We start from the raw sequence: 16,572 nt of genomic DNA, 5'->3' as shown, positions 1-16,572 counted from the left end.
ACGTCAGCTGGCCCGGCTGGCGTAGAACGTGCCGCTGAAGGTCTCCGACACGATCCCGTCGCCGGTCCGCGTGTGGACGGTGATCCGGTGGATCCCGGCGGTCGTCGGGGTGTACCCCACCGACGCCGACCCGTCGGCGCCCGCCGCGACCGTCTCCGCCGGGCGGCCGTCGAAGGAGTAGACGAACTCCGTCACCCCGGGCATGCCGGCCTGGAGGACGAACGTCCCCGGTGTGCCGGCGACCGCACCCTGGAACTTGTTGATCGGGTACTCGACGGAGCTGACCGTGGGCTTGGTCGCCAGGTAGAACCGGTAGCTGCCCTCGCCGGACGGCAGGTCACCGGCCGTCCGGCTGCGGACGTACACGGTGTTGTAGCCCGGCTTCGTCGGCGTGATCGTGACCGTGGCCGTCCCGTCGGCGGTCGCCGGCACGGTCTGCTCCGGCCCGTCGTCGAGCCGGTACGTGTACTCGACGACGTCCTCCATCCGGGGCGTGAACGTCAGGGTGCGCGGCTGGCCGTAGCCGGCCGTCGGGTCGGCGTCGGTGATGGTCGGGCTGGTGGTGCGCACCAGGAACACGTAGCTGGTGGCGGGGGAGCGGTTGCCCGCGAGGTCGATCGCCTCGACGGTGAGCGTCCTCGGCCCGTCCCGGTCGGGGGTGAGAGTGACGGTCGCCGAGCCGCCCGGGGCGTCGGCCGCCACGTCGGTCGACGGCTGCCCGGACACGCTGTAGCGGAATTGCACCGTGTCGGTGTCGCCGCCGGCGGAGAAGGTGAACTGGCCCGGGATGCCGGGACCGCCGTACCAGCCGTCGTCGGCCGGGTAGTCCGTGGAGCTGACCGTCGGCTGGGCGGGGCTGGTGGTGTCGACGGTGAACCGGCACTCCGCCGACCAGGTGGAGGTGTCGCCTGCCCTGTCGGTGGCCCGGACGGCGAAGGCGTACGTCCCGTCGACCATCTGGCCGGCCGCAACGGTGTACGAGAAAGACGACCCGGCGGCCTTGGCCGGGGACGTCCACTCGGTCCGCATGGTCGGGTCGGCCACCGGCCACCAGGCGAAGGTGGCGGTCACCGGCTCGGCGTTCGACGGTGCCGCGTCCGCGTCGGTGACCTTCGCCGCCAGGTACGGCGTGGCCGTGCCGATGTGCAGCTCGTCGGCGCAGGGGAGCCCGTTGACTGCCAGGCTGGTCGGTACGTCCGGCGGCGTGTTCGCCTCGATGGAGATGCCGAGTTCCCTGATCCGGCGGCCGTAGGGCAGCTTCTCCTCGTGGTCTCCGGCGATCCGTGCCATGAGGGTGATCGAGGTCTGTCCGGCCTCGACCGCCTGCCGTACAGCCTCGGTGAGCGGCACTTCCAGCTGCCCCTGACACGGAGCGGTCGGCGCGACGTCAGCGATCTTCTCGCGGACCGCGGGTGACGTTTCCCAGGTCAATGCGGTGGTCGGTACCTCCGTCCGCCACAGCTCGATCTCGCGTGGCTTCGCGCATTCGTTGACCGCCGTCTCCTCGGTGAGGCCGAGGGCACGAATGATGCGCTTGCCCTGGAACGGGGAGAGGTCGTAGGTGAAGTAGGCCCGCGAGGTGTGTTTGTCGTCGCCGGACGTCCAGGTGCCGACCGGCACGGTGCCGTCGATCTCCGGAGCAGCGGTCGACGGCTGACGGGCGTCGGTCCAACTGGCGCTGGTCGGAAGGATGAACCGGCTCTCCCCGGCGGATGCCGGCGTGGCGGTCACGACCAGGGCGCTGGTGGCGGCGAGCAGGGCGGCAAGGCCCGTGGTGAGGAACCGGTGCGAAACGCGCCGGCGGCGTGTGACGGGCACGCCGGTGGAACCCCGTTGTCCGTGCAAGGTGGAAGATCCTCCGATGGGAGTGCTGGTAGTTCCACGATCCTAGATGCGTGACACGCGGAGGGCGCTCGGCTTTTCGAGTGACGTCGGTGCGCCCGCCCCGAGGAGTCGGCGGGCGCACCGGCCCGGCTCGCCGCGATCATCTGCACGTCGGCGCGCGGCGCGGCAGGATGGTACGCGTGACGACTCCAGAGGCGACGGGCTACCGGATCGAACGCGACTCGATGGGCGAGGTGGAGGTGCCCGCCGAGGCGCTGTGGCGCGCGCAGACCCAGCGCGCGGTGCAGAACTTCCCGATCTCCGGCCGGGGGATCGAGCCGGCCCAGATCCGGGCGCTGGCCCAGATCAAGGGGGCGGCGGCCGAGGTCAACGGCGAGCTGGGCGTGATCGACGCGAACGTGGCCGCGGCGATCGCCGCCGCCGCGGCGCACGTGGCCGACGGCGGCTACGACGACCAGTTCCCGATCGACGTGTTCCAGACCGGGTCCGGCACGTCGTCGAACATGAACACCAACGAGGTCATCGCCACGCTCGCCAGCCGGGAGCTGGGCCGCGACGTGCACCCGAACGACGACGTGAACGCCTCGCAGTCGAGCAACGACGTCTTCCCGTCCTCGATCCACCTGGCCGCCACCGAGGCCGTCGCCCGGGACCTGCTGCCCGCGCTGGCCCACCTGGCGGAGGCGCTGGAGGGCAAGGCGGCGGAGTTCGAGACCGTGGTCAAGGCCGGGCGCACCCACCTGATGGACGCCACGCCGGTGACCCTCGGGCAGGAGTTCGGCGGTTACGCCGCCCAGGTCCGCTACGGCATCGAGCGGCTGGAGGGGGCGCTGCCCCGGCTGGCCGAGCTGCCGCTGGGCGGCACGGCGGTGGGCACCGGCATCAACACCCCGCTCGGCTTCGCCGCGAAGGTCATCGAGAAGCTGCGCGGCTCGACCGGGCTGCCGCTGACCGAGGCGCGCAACCACTTCGAGGCGCAGGGCGCCCGGGACGCGCTGGTGGAGACCTCCGGGCAGCTGCGCACGATCGCCGTCGGCCTCTACAAGATCGCCAACGACATCCGCTGGATGGGTTCGGGCCCCCGCGCCGGGCTGCGCGAGCTGCGCATCCCCGACCTCCAGCCCGGCTCGTCGATCATGCCGGGCAAGGTCAACCCGGTCGTCGCCGAGGCGATGCGCCAGGTCTGCGCCCAGGTCATCGGCAACGACGCCGCCGTCGGCTTCGCCGGCTCCCAGGGCGACTTCGAGCTGAACGTCATGCTCCCCGTGATGGGCCGCAACCTGCTGGAGTCGGTCCGCCTGCTCGCCGCGTCGAGCCGGCTCTTCGCCGACCGCCTGGTGGTCGGCCTGGTCGCGGACGCCGAGGTCTGCCTGGCGTACGCGGAGGGCTCGCCGTCGATCGTCACCCCGCTCAACCGTCACCTCGGGTACGACGAGGCCGCCTCCATCGCCAAGGAGGCGCTGGCCAAGCAGATCTCGATCCGCGAGGTGGTCATCGCCCGGGGCCACGTCGACTCGGGCAAGCTGACCGAGACCCAGCTCGACGAGGCGCTCGACCTGCTCCGGATGACCCACCCCTGAGCCGTGCCGGTGCCGCCGGCTGGTCCGGCCCGGTGGGGCTCGGCCTGTCGGCGGTGTTCCGCAAGGCGATGCCGGGGGCAGCCGGGTCCCGGGCCTGGCCGTGTCGCTGACGGTTACCCACCTTCGGTTCAGCGCCCGCCGGCGGCCTTGCGGGCGCGGTAGGCGGTGACGGCGGCGCGGTTGCCGCAGCCCGCGTCGCAGAACCGTCGGGACCGGTTCTTCGACAGGTCGACGAGCACGTTCTCGCAGTCCGGGTGGTCGCAGATCCGCAGCCGGCGCAGCTCCCCGGTGCGTACGAGATCCGCCAGCGCCATCGCGGCCTCGACGGCCATCCGGGTCGCCAGCGGCGCGTCGCGCGGCACGGCGTGGATGTGGTACGGCTCGTCGTCGTGCGTGATGAGCTGCGGCAGCGCGTCGTTCTCGCGGAGCAGCCCGTTGACGATGGCGACGATCCCCTCGGTGTCGGCGTACCAGACGCGGCGCAGCCGGGGCCGGAGGTCGCGCACCGCCCGCAGTTCGTCCCCGGTGTGCTCGTGCCGCCCGCTGTAGGCGTGGGCGACGAAGAACGCGTCCAGGGCGGCGACGTCGGGCAGGCCCTCACCGTCGCGGCCGGCTGTGTTGACCAGGGCGGCCATGGCAGTCAGGGAGCATTCCGTGTCATGGGTGAAAAGCAACTTGACTCCTGTCGGGCTGCCCGCCTAGCGTCACGAGCGTAGTGGCAGTTTACTCATGACAGTGGGAGTGGATCGATGCGTCAGCCACCCGCCGCCGGGCTCGGCCTCGGCCTCGCCCTCCTCTCCGCCGTCACCTTCGCCACGTCGGGCACGTTCGCCCGGTCCCTCATCGACGCCGGCTGGTCGGCCGAAGCGGCCGTGGCCGCCCGGGTCGGCATCGCCGCGCTGGTCGTGGCGGTCCCGGCCGTGCTCTCCCTGCGTGGCAGATGGGACGTGCTGCGCCGCAACCTCGCCGCGATCTCCGTGTTCGGGCTGCTCGGGGTCGCGACGGCCCAGGTCTGCTTCTTCAACGCGGTCCGCTACCTGCCGGTCGGCGTCGCGCTGCTGCTGGAGTACCTCGGCATCGTCCTGGTGGTGGGCTGGATGTGGCTGGTCCACGGGCAGCGTCCCCGCCGGCTCACCGTCGTCGGCTCGGTGGCGGCCCTAGCCGGCCTGTTCTTCGTCCTGGACCTGACCGGCGCCGGCCGGCTCGACCCGGTGGGCGTGCTCTGGGGGCTCGGGGCGGCCGTCGGCCTCGCCGGCTACTTCGTGCTCGCCGGGCGGGTCGACGAGGAACTGCCCTCGGTGGCCCTGGCCAGCGGCGGCATGGCCGTCGGGGCCGCCGTCCTGCTGCTGCTCGGCGCGGCCGGCGCGTTGCCGCTGCGCGCGGCCTTCGGCCAGGTCACCTTCGCCGGGCAGCAGACCAGTTGGCTGGTGCCGGTGGTCGGCCTGTCGCTGGTCGCCGCCGTCGTCGCGTACCTCGCCGGGATCGCCGGCACCCGGATCCTCGGCGCACGGCTGTCGTCGTTCGTCGGGTTGACCGAGGTGATGTTCGCCGTCCTGATCGCCTGGCTGGTGCTGGGTGAGCTGCCCACCGTGGTGCAACTGCTCGGCGGCGCCCTGATCGTCGCCGGGGTCGCCCTGGTACGCGTCGACGAGCTGCGCGCGCCCCGCGCCGAGGGCCGCCCGGAGCCGCGCGCCTCCGAGCCCGCCCTGCCGTGACCTGAACCAGCCCTGCGGCGAACGGCGGGCGGCCGATCGGGCGCACGGTGGGGGAACGTCGGTCACGGGCGCCAGCCCCGGGCGCCGAGCGCGGCGCGCACCTCGCGCAGGACGCCCGGGAAGTCCTGGCGCAGTCGCCTGCCGGTGACGGGCAGCACGAGCCAGCCGGCACCGACGAGTTGGGCGATCCGGTCGAGGTGCCCGCCACCGGCCCCGGCGTGCCGCCCGTCCGGGGCGACGGCGACGCGGTACGCCGGCCATCCCAGGGCGGCGTGCAGGACCAGCCCGGAGGCGACCCGGACCGGGTGCCGGACGGCGGGGCGCGGCAGCCCGGCCAGCACCAGCCGCACCCGCAGCTCGGACTCCGCCGGCGACCGGGCGCCCGGATCCGCCAACTCGAACACCCAGCGCGCCCGGCGACCGCCGGGCCGGTCGGCGTTGCGGTCGGCGACGCCGACGAGGGCCTCGCGGCTGGTCAGGCCCAGCCGGAGCAGCGAGTCGACGATGCCGACCGCCCGCAGCGGCTCCACCCAGACCGCCGTCTCCCACGCCGCCGCGGTCGGATCCGTGCGGGCCGGCACGCCGGCGGTCCGCAGCTCCGCCACCAGCAGGCCGCCCGGGGGCGGAAGGACCGCGCCGCTCCGGCCCCCGCCAGGCGGGCGGACCGCGACGTTCCGGCGCTCGTCGGGCGGGCGGACCGCGACGTTCCGGCGCTCGTCGGGCGGGCGGACCGCGACGTTCCGGCAAGCGGCGGGCGGGCGGGCCGGCACGCCCGGACAGTCGCCCGCCCCTCGGGATGGCGGGGGCGCGCACGGCGGCGAGGTGGCCGGGCCCGTGGAGTGCACGCGCAGGCCCCGCTGCGGGCCGAGGCGCATCGCCCTCGGGACGAGGACGTGCACGTCGTCGGCGAAGGAGGCGGCGTGCTCGACGCCGTGCAGGTAGGCCGCCGAGGGGCCGGCGACGACCGCCTCGGGCGGCAGCCGCAGGGCGGCGGCCCGGCAGGCCAGGGCGTGGTCCCGGTCCAGCCGGGCGTCGGCGTAGACGTCGTGGCGCAGGCGCAGCCAGGCCGAGCTGCGTAGCTGGTGCTCGGTGACGAGCCCCTGTCGGATCGCGTCGGAGCCGCGGAAGACCTGCCAGGCCAGGACGGCGGGCCGGTGCGGTGGAGGTGGCATGTGGGCAGCGTGCCCGCCGTCCGGCCCCGCCCGGCACCCCTGTGGACAACCGTGCTCGCCCCGCGCAGCGCCGATTGTGGACAACCGGCCCGGCGGCCGCCCGGTGTGGTAGGGCATCGCGCCGGAACTGGGTGGGCGGCGGCCCGGGAAGGTCGGGCGGCGGCTCAGGAGAGGGCGGCGGCGATGGCCGTGGCGGCGGCGAGGACCTGCGCGCCGACCACCTCGGCGTCCAGCGGGGCCAGCGCCACCACCCCGACGCTCGCCTCCAGGCCCGGCACGCCGAGCACCGGGGCGGCCACCCCGTACGCCCCGGGCTGGAGCTCCCCGGCGGTGCTCACCGGGCCGGCGGCGCCCGCCCGCCCGGCGAGGATGGCCCGCCCGGCCGCACCGCGCTCCAGCGGGTGTCGCGCCCCCGTCCGGTACGCGACGTGGAACGACGTCCAGCTCGGCTCGACCACGGCGAGCGCGACCCCCTCGCCGCCCTCGACCACCGTCAGGTGGGCGGTCGCGCCGGCCTGCTCCGCGAGGCGGCGCAGCGCGGGCAGCGCCCCCTCGGCGAGCAGCGGCTGGGCCCGCCGCGCCAGGTGCAGCACCCCGGCGCCGAGGCGCAGCCGGCCGTCGCCGTCGCGGCGCAGCATGCCGTGCGCGGCGAGCGCGCCGACCAGCCGGTACACCGCCGCCCGGCCGATGCCCAGCCGGTTCGCCGCCTCGGTCACGGTCAGCCCGCCCGGCGCGTCGGCGACCAGGTGCAGCAGCCGCAGCCCCCGGTCCAGCGTCTGCGCCGTCTCCCCGCCCCGCGCCGTCGTCTCCACGACCAGCAGCGTACGACCCGGCTCCGGACAACCCGGGAATGCGTGGACGGCTACCCTTGTACGGTGACGCTACGCCTGTATGACACCGCCACCCGATCGGTCCGGGACTTCGTCCCGCGGGAAGCCGGCAAGGTGGGGGTCTACCTGTGTGGTCTCACCCTCCAGGCCCCGCCGCACATCGGTCACCTTCGCTCCGGCGTCAACTACGACGTGCTGCGCCGCTGGCTGCTCGCCGCCGGCTACGAGGTCACCTTCATCCGCAACGTGACCGACATCGACGACAAGATCCTGGTCAAGGCGATGGAGCGGGGCCGGCCGTTCTGGTCGATCGCGTACGCCAACGAGCTGGTCCTGGCCGAGTCCTACCGGGCGCTCAACGTGCTGCCCCCGACGTACGAGCCGCGGGCCACCGGGCACATCCCGGAGATGCACGAGCTGATCGCCAAGCTGATCGCCGACGGGCACGCCTACCCGGCCACCGACGACTCCGGCGACGTCTACTTCGACGTCTGCTCGTGGCCGGCGTACGGCTCCCTGTCGGGACAGTCGCCGGACGCGATGCAGTCGGCCGGGGACGCCCCGGACCGGGGCAAGCGCGACCCGCGCGACTTCGCGCTGTGGAAGGGCGTCAAACCCGACGAGCCGGCGGACGCCTACTGGCCGTCGCCGTGGGGGCGGGGCCGGCCGGGCTGGCACATCGAGTGCTCGGCGATGTGCCGGCGCTACCTCGGCGCCGAGTTCGACATCCACGGCGGAGGGCTGGACCTCACCTTTCCCCACCACGAGAACGAGATCGCCCAGTCGCAGGCCGCCGGTCTGCCGTTCGCCCGCTACTGGGTGCACCACGGTCTGCTCAGCATCGACGGCGCCAAGATGGGCAAGTCGCTGGGCAACGCCCTCGACCTTGCGTACGTCGATTCGCTCGGGGTGCGCCCCGTGGAGCTGCGCTACTACTACGCCGCCGCGCACTACCGGTCCCGGATCGACTATTCGGAGGACGCGCTGCGCGAGGCCGCCGTCGCGTACCGCCGGATCGAGGGGTTCGTGCAGCGGGCCGTCGAGCGCGTCGGCGCCGGCCAGCTCGGTGAGCTGCCGGGCGCGTTCGCGGCGGCGATGGACGACGACCTGAACACCTCCGCCGCGTTCGCCGTCCTGCACGAGGTGGTCCGCGACGGCAACACCGCCCTGACCGGCGGCGACGATGTGACCGTCCGCACGGCGCTGGCCGCGGCCCGCGCCATGCTGGATATCCTCGGGGTCGACCCCCTCGACCCGGCGTGGACCGGTGGCGGCCGCACGGACGACCTGCGCGGCGTGGTGGACTCACTGGTCGCGCTGGCCCTGGAGCAGCGCGCACAGGCCCGCGGTCGCAAGGACTGGGCCGCCGCCGACGCCGTACGCGACCAGCTCAAGCAGGCCGGCGTGGTGGTCGAGGACACCCCCCAGGGCCCCCGTTGGACTATTGGAGAGCAGGACTGATGGCCGGCAACTCGCAGCGCCGTGGCCGGCGTCTGACGCCGAAGGCGGGAGCCCCCAAGGGCTCCGGTGGCAAGAACAAGGACGCCCTCGCCGGGCGGGGCAGGACCCTGCCCGCCGACGAGCGGCCCTGGCACAAGGCCTACTCGGGCACCGAGAAGCTGCCCCAGCGCACCGCATGGAAGCAGGACAAGGAGCGCCGGGCGGCGGCCGAGGAGGGCCGCGCGCCCAAGATCGGCCAGCCGGGCAGCAAGGACACCACCTGGGGCAAGGGCGGTGGCCGGGGCACGCCGACGGGCGGCGGGCGCGGCACGGGCGGCGGCCGGGGCGCCAGGCCCGCCGGTCGGGGCGGCCCCCGGGTCGCTCCGGGCCGCAAGTCCAACCCGTCGAAGGACACGCCGGAGCTGCTGGTCGGGCGCAACCCGGTGCTGGAGTCGCTGCGCGCCCAGGTGCCGGCGACCGCGCTCTACACGGCCCAGGGCATCGACGCCGACGACCGGGTCAACGAGATCGTCCGGACCGCCGCCGACCGGGGCATCGCGATCCTGGAGGTCAGCCGGGCCGAGCTGGACCGGATGACTGGTGGCGTGCTGCACCAGGGCATCGGCCTCCAGGTGCCGCCGTTCGCGTACGAGCCGTTCGAGGACCTCGTCGCGGCGGCGCTGGAGCAGGCCGCCCCGCTGCTGGTGGCGCTGGACGGGGTGACCGACCCGCGCAACCTCGGCGCGGTGATCCGGTCCGCCGCCGCCTTCGGCGCGCAGGGCGTCTTCGTACCGGAGCGGCGGGCGGCCGGGATCACCGCGACCGCCTGGCGGACCAGCGCCGGCGCGGCGGCGCGGGTGCCGGTCGCCCAGGTGACCAACCTGACCCGGTCGCTGAAGGCCTGCCAGGACGCCGGCTTCCTCGTGGTGGGCCTGGACGCCGACGGCGAGACCGACCTCTACGACCTGGAGGCCGCCGTCGGCCCGCTGGTCGTGGTGGTCGGCTCCGAGGGCCGGGGGCTCTCCCGGCTGGTCGGCGAGACCTGCGACCTCACGGTCGGCATCCCGATGGTCTCCGACGTCGAGTCGCTCAACGCGAGCGTCGCCGCCGCCGTCACCCTCGCCGAGGTGGCACGCCGCCGGGCCGCCGAGGGCTGATCCCGCAGACACGGAAAAGGGGCGGTCCGCCGATGGCGGGCCGCCCCTTTTCGTCGTACGTCAGATGCGGTTGCCGGTGCCCGCGTTGAACACGTGGCTGCGGCCCTCGCGCGGCTTGACGAACACGGTGTCGCCCATGTTCGGCATGGTGCGCCGGTCGGTACGGACCACGAAGCGCTCGTTGTTGCCCTCCAGCGCGGCGTGGCCGTAGATGTTGGCGTCCGAGCCGAGGTCCTCGACCAGCTCGACGACGACGGGCATGCCGCCCTCGGTCGGGCTGACCAGGTCGCAGTCCTCGGGGCGGAAGCCGACGGTCACCTTGTTGTTGCCACCGTCGGCGCGGGCCGCCTCGACCTGCTCACGGGTGAGCGGGATGTGCAGGTCGGCGAACGCGGCGCCCCGCTCGTTCAGCGGCACGGTCTTGATGTTCATGGCGGGGGAGCCCATGAAGCCGGCGACGAAGACGTTGGCCGGGGTGTCGTAGAGCGCGCGCGGGGTGTCCACCTGCTGGAGCACGCCGTCGAGCATGACCGCCACCCGGTGGCCCATCGTCATGGCCTCGACCTGGTCGTGGGTGACGTAGACGGTGGTGACGCCCAGCTTGGCCTGCAGCGACGCGATCTGGGTACGGGTCTGCACCCGCAGCTTCGCGTCGAGGTTCGACAGCGGCTCGTCCATGAGGAAGACCTGCGGCTCGCGGACGATCGCCCGGCCCATGGCCACCCGCTGGCGCTGACCGCCGGAGAGGGCCTTCGGCTTGCGGCCGAGGAACTCCTCCAGCTGGAGCAGCGCCGCCGCCTCCTTGACCCGCCGGTCGATCTCGGCCTTCGAGGTCTTGCGCAGCTTGAGCGCGAACGCCATGTTCTCGTACACCGTCATGTGCGGGTAGAGGGCGTAGTTCTGGAAGACCATCGCGATGTCGCGGGCCTTCGGCGGCAGGTGGGTGACGTCCCGGTCGTCGATGTGGATCGAGCCCTGGTCGACGTCCTCCAGGCCGGCGAGCATGCGCAGGCTGGTGGACTTGCCGCAACCGGAGGGGCCGACCAGGACGAGGAACTCGCCGTCGCCGATCTCCAGGTCCAGCTGGTTGACGGCGGGACGCTCCTGGCCCGGATAGATCCGGGACGCCTTGGAGTAGGTGACCGTAGCCATGGTGGGGTGCTTCCTTTCACCGGCAGGAACGTGCCGGACGATCCGAGTGAAGGAGCGGCCGGCACGGGAGCGCGCCGGCCCACGGGCAGCCTCTCGATGATCGAGATGTCGTCCGTGTCACTGCACGGTAAACGGCTTTTCGCCATGTGCCAAGGCGGGGAGCACGGGATGGGACAGGCCCCATAGACATTCCGGGCAGTCGGGCACGGGCGGACATCAATCGACCGCCGATACCGGTACTTCGCGGTGGGTCGGCGACGTTTCCGGTGGTCGGGGGGCCTGCCGAGGGGGAAATCCGGACGTCAGTCGCTATGCTGACGTCGGCACCACACGCCCCTGTAGCTCAGCTGGCCAGAGCACTCGCCTTGTAAGCGAGATGTCGCCGGTTCGATCCCGGCCGGGGGCTCCAAATTTCATCAGGCACTTTTCGCCGGGCACTGTCGTGAGCCGGCCGGACGTCCCGCTCCCCGCTGGCGGCGTGCCGGGCTGCCCGGGTCAGGGGGTCGTGTCCAGGTGGACCTCCACGTCGTAGATCAGGCGCACGGGCCGGCCGTTGGTGACGCCGACGAAGACGGGCTCGGCGGCCGGGGTGCGGCCGTGGCGCCAGATTTCGTTCCGGGCCGCTTCCCGGGACTCGTGGTGGTGTTTCCCCGCTCGGTGCAGTGCCAGGACCCGCCGGGCCGTCGTCGGGTCGGTGTCGAGCTGGATCCGCATCAGGGGCATGTCCGCGCCTCCTCCATGGCGTGGCGGGTCAAGGAACCTAACGCGTGTCGGGCAACTTATCGGCGTTAAGTTACCCAAGCACCGTACTAGAGTGGTCGGGTGCCCCTCAACCGATCCGGCCAGGCGCCGCGCGAAGAGTCGGCTGGTCGGCCCGGTGCTGCGCGCTCGGTGTGGCTCCGCGCCGAATCCGCCCGTCCGCGCCGCACGCCGCCGCTGAGCCGCCAGCGCATCGTCGACGCCGCGGTGGCCCTGCTCGACGGGCACGGTATCGACGGGCTGACGATGCGTCGCCTCGCCCAGCAGCTCGACGTCACCTCCACGGCGCTGTACTGGCACGTGAAGACGAAGGACGACGTGCTGGACCTGGCCGTCGACCAGATCTTCGGCGACGTACGACTTCCGCACGACGTGGGTGACTGGCGGGACGACGTCCGCACGCTGGCCCGGAACTGGCGGGCGGCCATCCTGCGTCACCCCTGGGCGGCGAGCCTGATCGGGCGTCCCATGCTCGGCCCCAACGTGCTCGCGCGTACCGAGTTCCTGCAGTCGGCACTGGTCCGGGGCGGCTTCTCGGACCATCGACTGGCGGTGGCCACCCGCCTGCTCGCCAACTACGTCATCGGTGCCGCGCTCACCGAAGCCACCTGGCGACAGACCGCGGACCCGCACGCGCGCGCCGAGGCCCGGCGCCACATCACGGCGAATCCCGCCGCCTATCCGACCCTCGGCGCCTCCGGCCATCTCGACGACGCCCGATGGGACGACGACGACCTGTTCGAACACGGCCTCGACGCCATCCTCGCGACGGCGCCGAGGTAGCGGGCCCCGCGTGGCGGCACCCTATGCTGGGCGGCGTGAGCAGGGCGGCGGAGGAGTCGAACCGGGCCATGCTGCGCGCCCGCGACGCCATGGACCGCGCGTACGACAAGCCGCTGGACATCGCCGCCCTGGCCCGCATCGCGTACGTCTCCGAGGCGCACTTCATCCGCACCTTCCGGGCCACCTTCGGCGAGACCCCGCACCGCTACCTCCAGCGGCGGCGGGTGGAGCGGGCCATGTACCTGCTGCTGCACACCGACCGGGACGTCACCGACGTCTGCTACGCGGTCGGCTTCTCCAGCCTGGGCACGTTCAGCCGCACGTTCCGTCAGATCGTCGGCGAGCCGCCGTCGGAGTACCGCCGGCGCAAGGCGCCGACCGCCGCCGTGCCGATCTGCTTCACCAAGGCCTGGACCCGGCCCAGCAGCTTCGGCCAGCAGAGGTCAGTTTTGGATAAGCAGCAGGTCAGGCCCGCCCCGTAGCGTTCCCGGCATGACGATGAACGCGATCAGCCGCTCCCAGATCTACGTCCTCGACCAGGACGAGGCCCTCGACTTCTACGTGGGAAAGCTCGGCCTGGAGGTCAACACCGACCAGGATCTCGGCTTCATGCGCTGGCTGACGGTCAACCTGCCCGGCGACCCGGAGCGCGAGATCCTGCTGGAGAAGCCGGGCCCGCCCGCGCTGGACCCGGCCACCGCCGAGCAGGTCCGGGAACTGCTCACCAAGGGGGCCCTGGGCGGCTACCTCTTCATGACCACCGACGACGCGCACAAGACGTACGAGGACCTGGTCGCCAAGGGCGTCGAGATCACCGACGAGCCGATGGAGCGCCCGTACGGGATCGACTTCGGCATCCGCGACCCGTTCGGCAACAAGATCCGCATCGGCCAGATGTTCCCCAGGGGCTGATCCTGGCGTCGAGGGGCCATGATCGGGAGGCGTGCCGCCGGCGGCACGCCTCCGGTCGCGTACGAGGGGGACGACGTGGGCCGCGCCCCGCTCAGCCGGTGGCCCCGAGCAGGAGTTCCACCACCGCGCGGGCCGTCGGGCGCGTGCCGCCGTCGGACGGGCAGTCGACGTAGCCGGTCTCCACCGCCCCGACGGTCAGCCGGTAGCTGAAGGCGTCCCGGCAGGCGGTGGGGGTCGCCGGGCGGCCGGTCTCGGCGGCGAGCGCGGGGTCGGCGACGAGCCGGCGCAGCCGGTCCAGGTCCGCGCCGGAGAGGCGGCCGGTGCGCCGCGACCCGGCGCGGTCGACGGCGGTCCACCGTCCGTCGGGCTTCACCGTCACGGTGTCGCCGCGCCCGGCGATCCCGCCAGACCGGGTCAGCACGACGCGCGCCGCGGTCGTCGGTGCGGGGGTGGGCGGCGCGGCCGTCGGCCCGTCGGGTGCGGACGGGCTCGCCGGGAAGCTCTCCGGCGGTGGCACCCGGTGCGCCGGCTGGGTGGCCGCGCAGCCGGACAGGAGAGTCGCCACCAGCGCGATCTTGATCCCGGCCATCGAAGCTGATCTCATGCCGCTCGGACGCGCGGCGCGGCGGCGCGGTTCCCGCCGGCCCCGGTTCCACCGAACGGTCAGTGTCCCGGGCGGAATCCGGATCACCCCTTCTCTTTTGGGTCGTCTCATCGTTATATCTACATGCGTGACTATCCCCGTCACGCATACCCCCGTTCAGGAGGGCACGTGAAGAGACCCCTTGCCGCCGTCGGTACGGCCCTGCTCACCAGCGGGCTGCTGACCGGCGTCGCCACCCCGGCGCTCGCGGCACCCCCGACCGCCCCCGCCCCGGGCGGGCCCGCCGCCGCCGCGGCGAGTGTCCTGCGGACCAACCCCGGCGCCGTCCAGGGCACCGCCGCCGAGTCCTACCAGGTGCACAGCGCCAAGGTGGACCCGAACGGCGCCGCGCACACCCGCTACACCCGGACCTACCAGGGCCTGCGGGTGTACGGCGGTGACTTCGTCATCCACACGGCCCCCGACGGCGGCTACGCCGGCTCCTCCGTCGGTCTGGACGCCCCGCTGACCCTGCCCACCACGGCGAAGGTCCCGGCCGCGGCGGCGAAGAAGGCCGCCCGCGCCCAGTTCTCCGGCACGCTCACCGCCGTGGGCGCCCCGGAGCTCTTCGTCGACGCCAGCTCCGGCAAGGGCCGGCTGGCCTGGGAGACCGTCGTCACCGGCTGGCACCCGGACGGGCAGACCCCGTCGAAGTTCCACGTCGTCACCGACGCCGTCACCGGCAGGACCATCGGCTCGTACGACGAGATCGAGGCCGTCGCCGGCACGGGCAACAGCGTCTACTCGGGCACCGTCACCGTGGACACGACGCTCTCCGGCAGCACGTACCAGATGATCGACCCGCTGCGCGGCAACGGCTCCACGTGCGACATGAACAACGGCACGTCGACCTGCACCACGTTCACCGACGCCGACAACACCTGGGGCACCGGCGCCACCTCCAACCGGCAGTCCGCCGCCGTGGACGCGCACTACGGCGCCGCCCGGACGTACGACTACTTCAAGAACGTGCACGGCCGCAACGGCATCTTCGGCGACGGCCGGGGCGTGCCCAGCCGGGTGCACTACGGCAACAACTACGTCAACGCCTTCTGGGACGGCTCCCGGATGACCTACGGCGACGGCAGCGGCAACTCCCGGCCGCTGGTCTCGATCGACGTGGCCGCCCACGAGATGAGCCACGGCGTGACCGAGAACGTGGTCCCCGGTGGCCTGACCTACTCCGGCGAGTCCGGCGGCCTCAACGAGGCCACCAGCGACATCTTCGGCAACATGGTCGAGTTCTACGCCAACAGCCCCGCCGACCCGGGCGACTACCAGGTCGGCGAGAAGATCAACATCAACGGTGACGGGACGCCGCTGCGCTACATGTACAACCCGTCCCTGGACGGCTCGGGCGACAGCTGCTGGTCGACCGCCACGAAGAGCAAGGACGTGCACTACTCGTCCGGCGTGGCCAACCACTTCTTCTTCAACCTCGCCGAGGGCACCGGGGCCACCCCGTACGGCACCTCGCCGATCTGCGGCTCCGCCCCCGCGGTGACGGGCATCGGCCGCGCCAAGGCCGAGAAGATCTGGTGGCGGGCGCTGGACACGTACTTCACCTCCAACACCTCGTACGTGAACACCAGCAACCCGGCGAACACGGCCCGGGCGTACAGCCTGCGCGCCGCGACCGACCTGTACGGCAGCTGCTCCACCGAGTACCGGACCGTCCAGGCGGCCTGGACCGCGGTGAACGTGGCCGGCAACGACGCGCCGTGCTCGACCGGCAACGACTTCTCGGTCTCGCTCTCGCCGACCTCCGGCGCGGTGAACCCCGGCGCCTCGGTCTCGACCACCGTGGCGACGGCCACCACCAGCGGCTCGGCGCAGACCGTGACGCTGTCGGCCACCGGCCTGCCGAGCGGGGCGACCGCCTCGTTCAGCCCGGCCTCGGTGACCTCGGGCGGCTCCTCGACCCTCACCGTCGCCACCACGGCCGCCACGCCGCCGGGCACCTACACGGTGACCGTCAACGGCGCCGGCTCGGTCACCCGCAGCGCCACCTACACGTTGACCGTGAACGGCACCGGCGGCGGCTGCACCAGCCCGGGTCAGAAGCTCGGCAACCCGGGCTTCGAGTCCGGGGCCACCACCTGGACGCAGACCTCGGGCGTGATCGGCCAGCACGGCACCGCGCAGCCGGCCCGCACCGGCACCTGGAGCGCGTGGCTGAACGGGTACGGGACCACCCGCACCGACACGCTCGCCCAGTCGGTGAGCCTGCCGGCGGGCTGCACGTCGTACAACTTCAGCTTCTGGCTGCACGTCGACTCGGCGGAGACCACCACCGGCACCGCGTACGACACCCTGCGGGTGCAGGTGCTCAACTCCTCCGGGACGGTGCTGGCGACCCTCGCCACGTACTCGAACCTGAACAAGGCCACCGGCTACGCGCAGAAATCGTTCTCGCTGGCCGCGTACAAGGGGCAGACCGTGACCCTGAAGTTCACCGGCACCGAGGACGCGTCGCTCCAGACGTCCTTCGTCGTGGACGACACCGCGCTCAACGTCTCCTGACGTAGCCGCACCGTCGCCGGGCCCCCGCCGTTATGGTCGCCGCACGCGTCGCCGGTCCCGG

General features: G+C 73.1%; 15 protein-coding genes and 1 tRNA gene. 9 read left to right on the top strand and 7 right to left on the bottom strand.

Translation table 11 applies throughout. The annotated features are described in order from the left end of the window. Nucleotides 1–3 precede the first annotated feature (3 nt). The gene (locus ACSNN9_RS03625) at nucleotides 4–1,818 is read right to left on the bottom strand and encodes an Ig-like domain-containing protein (protein WP_436671195.1); all 1,815 of its coding nucleotides are present in this window, start codon (nucleotides 1,816–1,818) and stop codon (nucleotides 4–6) included. Between the two features lie 197 nt (nucleotides 1,819–2,015). Between ACSNN9_RS03625 and ACSNN9_RS03620 the strand changes: the two genes are divergently transcribed. Then, complete coding sequence (locus ACSNN9_RS03620) at nucleotides 2,016–3,425, top strand: class II fumarate hydratase (protein WP_436671194.1); 1,410 nt, start codon at nucleotides 2,016–2,018, stop codon at nucleotides 3,423–3,425. Nucleotides 3,426–3,553: 128 nt separating this feature from the next. On the opposite strand, the gene ACSNN9_RS03615 is transcribed toward ACSNN9_RS03620, so the two are convergent. After that, nucleotides 3,554–4,099, bottom strand: a complete 546-nt coding sequence (locus tag ACSNN9_RS03615; RefSeq protein WP_436671193.1) for a CGNR zinc finger domain-containing protein — start codon at nucleotides 4,097–4,099, stop codon at nucleotides 3,554–3,556. A gap of 75 nt (nucleotides 4,100–4,174) precedes the next feature. Between ACSNN9_RS03615 and ACSNN9_RS03610 the strand changes: the two genes are divergently transcribed. Next, on the top strand, nucleotides 4,175–5,140 hold the full coding sequence (locus ACSNN9_RS03610; protein WP_436671192.1) for an EamA family transporter: 966 nt from the start codon (nucleotides 4,175–4,177) through the stop codon (nucleotides 5,138–5,140). 62 nt (nucleotides 5,141–5,202) lie between these two features. Here ACSNN9_RS03610 and ACSNN9_RS03605 read toward each other — a convergent pair whose 3' ends face one another. After that, nucleotides 5,203–6,312: a hypothetical protein gene (locus tag ACSNN9_RS03605; RefSeq protein WP_436671191.1), complete on the bottom strand. Its 1,110-nt coding sequence runs from the start codon at nucleotides 6,310–6,312 to the stop codon at nucleotides 5,203–5,205. 164 nt (nucleotides 6,313–6,476) lie between these two features. Further along, on the bottom strand, nucleotides 6,477–7,124 hold the full coding sequence (locus tag ACSNN9_RS03600) for an IclR family transcriptional regulator (RefSeq protein WP_436671190.1): 648 nt from the start codon (nucleotides 7,122–7,124) through the stop codon (nucleotides 6,477–6,479). A gap of 63 nt (nucleotides 7,125–7,187) precedes the next feature. On the opposite strand from ACSNN9_RS03600, the gene cysS reads away from it, so the two are divergent. Together cysS and rlmB are read left to right on the top strand one after the other, a co-directional pair. Next, the gene (gene cysS / locus ACSNN9_RS03595) at nucleotides 7,188–8,603 is read left to right on the top strand and encodes a cysteine--tRNA ligase (RefSeq protein ID WP_436671189.1); all 1,416 of its coding nucleotides are present in this window, start codon (nucleotides 7,188–7,190) and stop codon (nucleotides 8,601–8,603) included. Continuing rightward, nucleotides 8,603–9,739: a 23S rRNA (guanosine(2251)-2'-O)-methyltransferase RlmB gene (rlmB, locus tag ACSNN9_RS03590; RefSeq protein ID WP_436671188.1), complete on the top strand. Its 1,137-nt coding sequence runs from the start codon at nucleotides 8,603–8,605 to the stop codon at nucleotides 9,737–9,739. The genes cysS and rlmB overlap by 1 nt, the downstream gene beginning before the upstream one ends. Before the next feature lie 60 nt (nucleotides 9,740–9,799). Here rlmB and ACSNN9_RS03585 read toward each other — a convergent pair whose 3' ends face one another. Further along, entirely contained in the window at nucleotides 9,800–10,891 is a 1,092-nt protein-coding gene (locus tag ACSNN9_RS03585; protein WP_358083440.1) for an ABC transporter ATP-binding protein, read from the bottom strand. 332 nt (nucleotides 10,892–11,223) lie between these two features. On the opposite strand from ACSNN9_RS03585, the gene ACSNN9_RS03580 reads away from it, so the two are divergent. After that, nucleotides 11,224–11,300, top strand: a tRNA-Thr gene (locus tag ACSNN9_RS03580). 86 nt (nucleotides 11,301–11,386) lie between these two features. Here the strand turns inward: ACSNN9_RS03580 and ACSNN9_RS03575 are convergent. Continuing rightward, the gene (locus tag ACSNN9_RS03575) at nucleotides 11,387–11,614 is read right to left on the bottom strand and encodes a hypothetical protein (RefSeq protein ID WP_436671187.1); all 228 of its coding nucleotides are present in this window, start codon (nucleotides 11,612–11,614) and stop codon (nucleotides 11,387–11,389) included. A gap of 99 nt (nucleotides 11,615–11,713) precedes the next feature. Here ACSNN9_RS03575 and ACSNN9_RS03570 point away from each other — a divergent pair, with 99 nt between their 5' ends. The 3 genes from ACSNN9_RS03570 to ACSNN9_RS03560 are packed head-to-tail and all read left to right on the top strand — an operon-like array spanning nucleotide 11,714 to nucleotide 13,345. Continuing rightward, a complete protein-coding gene (locus ACSNN9_RS03570) occupies nucleotides 11,714–12,433 on the top strand; it encodes a TetR/AcrR family transcriptional regulator C-terminal domain-containing protein (protein ID WP_436671186.1) in 720 nt (239 codons plus the stop codon). A 23-nt stretch (nucleotides 12,434–12,456) separates the two neighbouring features. Further along, the gene (locus tag ACSNN9_RS03565; protein ID WP_436671185.1) at nucleotides 12,457–12,915 is read left to right on the top strand and encodes a helix-turn-helix domain-containing protein; all 459 of its coding nucleotides are present in this window, start codon (nucleotides 12,457–12,459) and stop codon (nucleotides 12,913–12,915) included. Nucleotides 12,916–12,925: 10 nt separating this feature from the next. Continuing rightward, the gene (locus tag ACSNN9_RS03560) at nucleotides 12,926–13,345 is read left to right on the top strand and encodes a VOC family protein (protein WP_121401524.1); all 420 of its coding nucleotides are present in this window, start codon (nucleotides 12,926–12,928) and stop codon (nucleotides 13,343–13,345) included. A 91-nt stretch (nucleotides 13,346–13,436) separates the two neighbouring features. On the opposite strand, the gene ACSNN9_RS03555 is transcribed toward ACSNN9_RS03560, so the two are convergent. Then, nucleotides 13,437–13,934, bottom strand: a complete 498-nt coding sequence (locus ACSNN9_RS03555) for a hypothetical protein (RefSeq protein ID WP_436671184.1) — start codon at nucleotides 13,932–13,934, stop codon at nucleotides 13,437–13,439. A gap of 183 nt (nucleotides 13,935–14,117) precedes the next feature. Here ACSNN9_RS03555 and ACSNN9_RS03550 point away from each other — a divergent pair, with 183 nt between their 5' ends. Further along, complete coding sequence (locus ACSNN9_RS03550) at nucleotides 14,118–16,511, top strand: M4 family metallopeptidase (RefSeq protein WP_436671183.1); 2,394 nt, start codon at nucleotides 14,118–14,120, stop codon at nucleotides 16,509–16,511. Nucleotides 16,512–16,572 lie beyond the last annotated feature (61 nt).

Origin of the sequence: Micromonospora sp. URMC 107, from assembly GCF_051386315.1 — a bacterium.
In the GTDB taxonomy this organism is placed as follows: domain Bacteria; phylum Actinomycetota; class Actinomycetes; order Mycobacteriales; family Micromonosporaceae; genus Micromonospora.
This window is presented reverse-complemented; position numbering and strand designations above follow the sequence as displayed.

Excerpts from the sequence above, each read along its gene's own strand:
- ACSNN9_RS03560 (WP_121401524.1), top strand. The coding sequence starts at position 12,926 with ATGACGATGAACGCGATCAGCCGCTCCCAGATCTACGTCCTCGACCAG.
- ACSNN9_RS03605 (WP_436671191.1), bottom strand. The coding sequence starts at position 6,312 with ATGCCACCTCCACCGCACCGGCCCGCCGTCCTGGCCTGGCAGGTCTTC.
- rlmB (WP_436671188.1), top strand. The coding sequence starts at position 8,603 with ATGGCCGGCAACTCGCAGCGCCGTGGCCGGCGTCTGACGCCGAAGGCG.
- ACSNN9_RS03585 (WP_358083440.1), bottom strand. The coding sequence starts at position 10,891 with ATGGCTACGGTCACCTACTCCAAGGCGTCCCGGATCTATCCGGGCCAG.
- ACSNN9_RS03565 (WP_436671185.1), top strand. The coding sequence starts at position 12,457 with ATGCTGGGCGGCGTGAGCAGGGCGGCGGAGGAGTCGAACCGGGCCATG.
- ACSNN9_RS03555 (WP_436671184.1), bottom strand. The coding sequence starts at position 13,934 with ATGGCCGGGATCAAGATCGCGCTGGTGGCGACTCTCCTGTCCGGCTGC.
- ACSNN9_RS03610 (WP_436671192.1), top strand. The coding sequence starts at position 4,175 with ATGCGTCAGCCACCCGCCGCCGGGCTCGGCCTCGGCCTCGCCCTCCTC.
- ACSNN9_RS03575 (WP_436671187.1), bottom strand. The coding sequence starts at position 11,614 with ATGCCCCTGATGCGGATCCAGCTCGACACCGACCCGACGACGGCCCGG.
- ACSNN9_RS03620 (WP_436671194.1), top strand. The coding sequence starts at position 2,016 with ATGGTACGCGTGACGACTCCAGAGGCGACGGGCTACCGGATCGAACGC.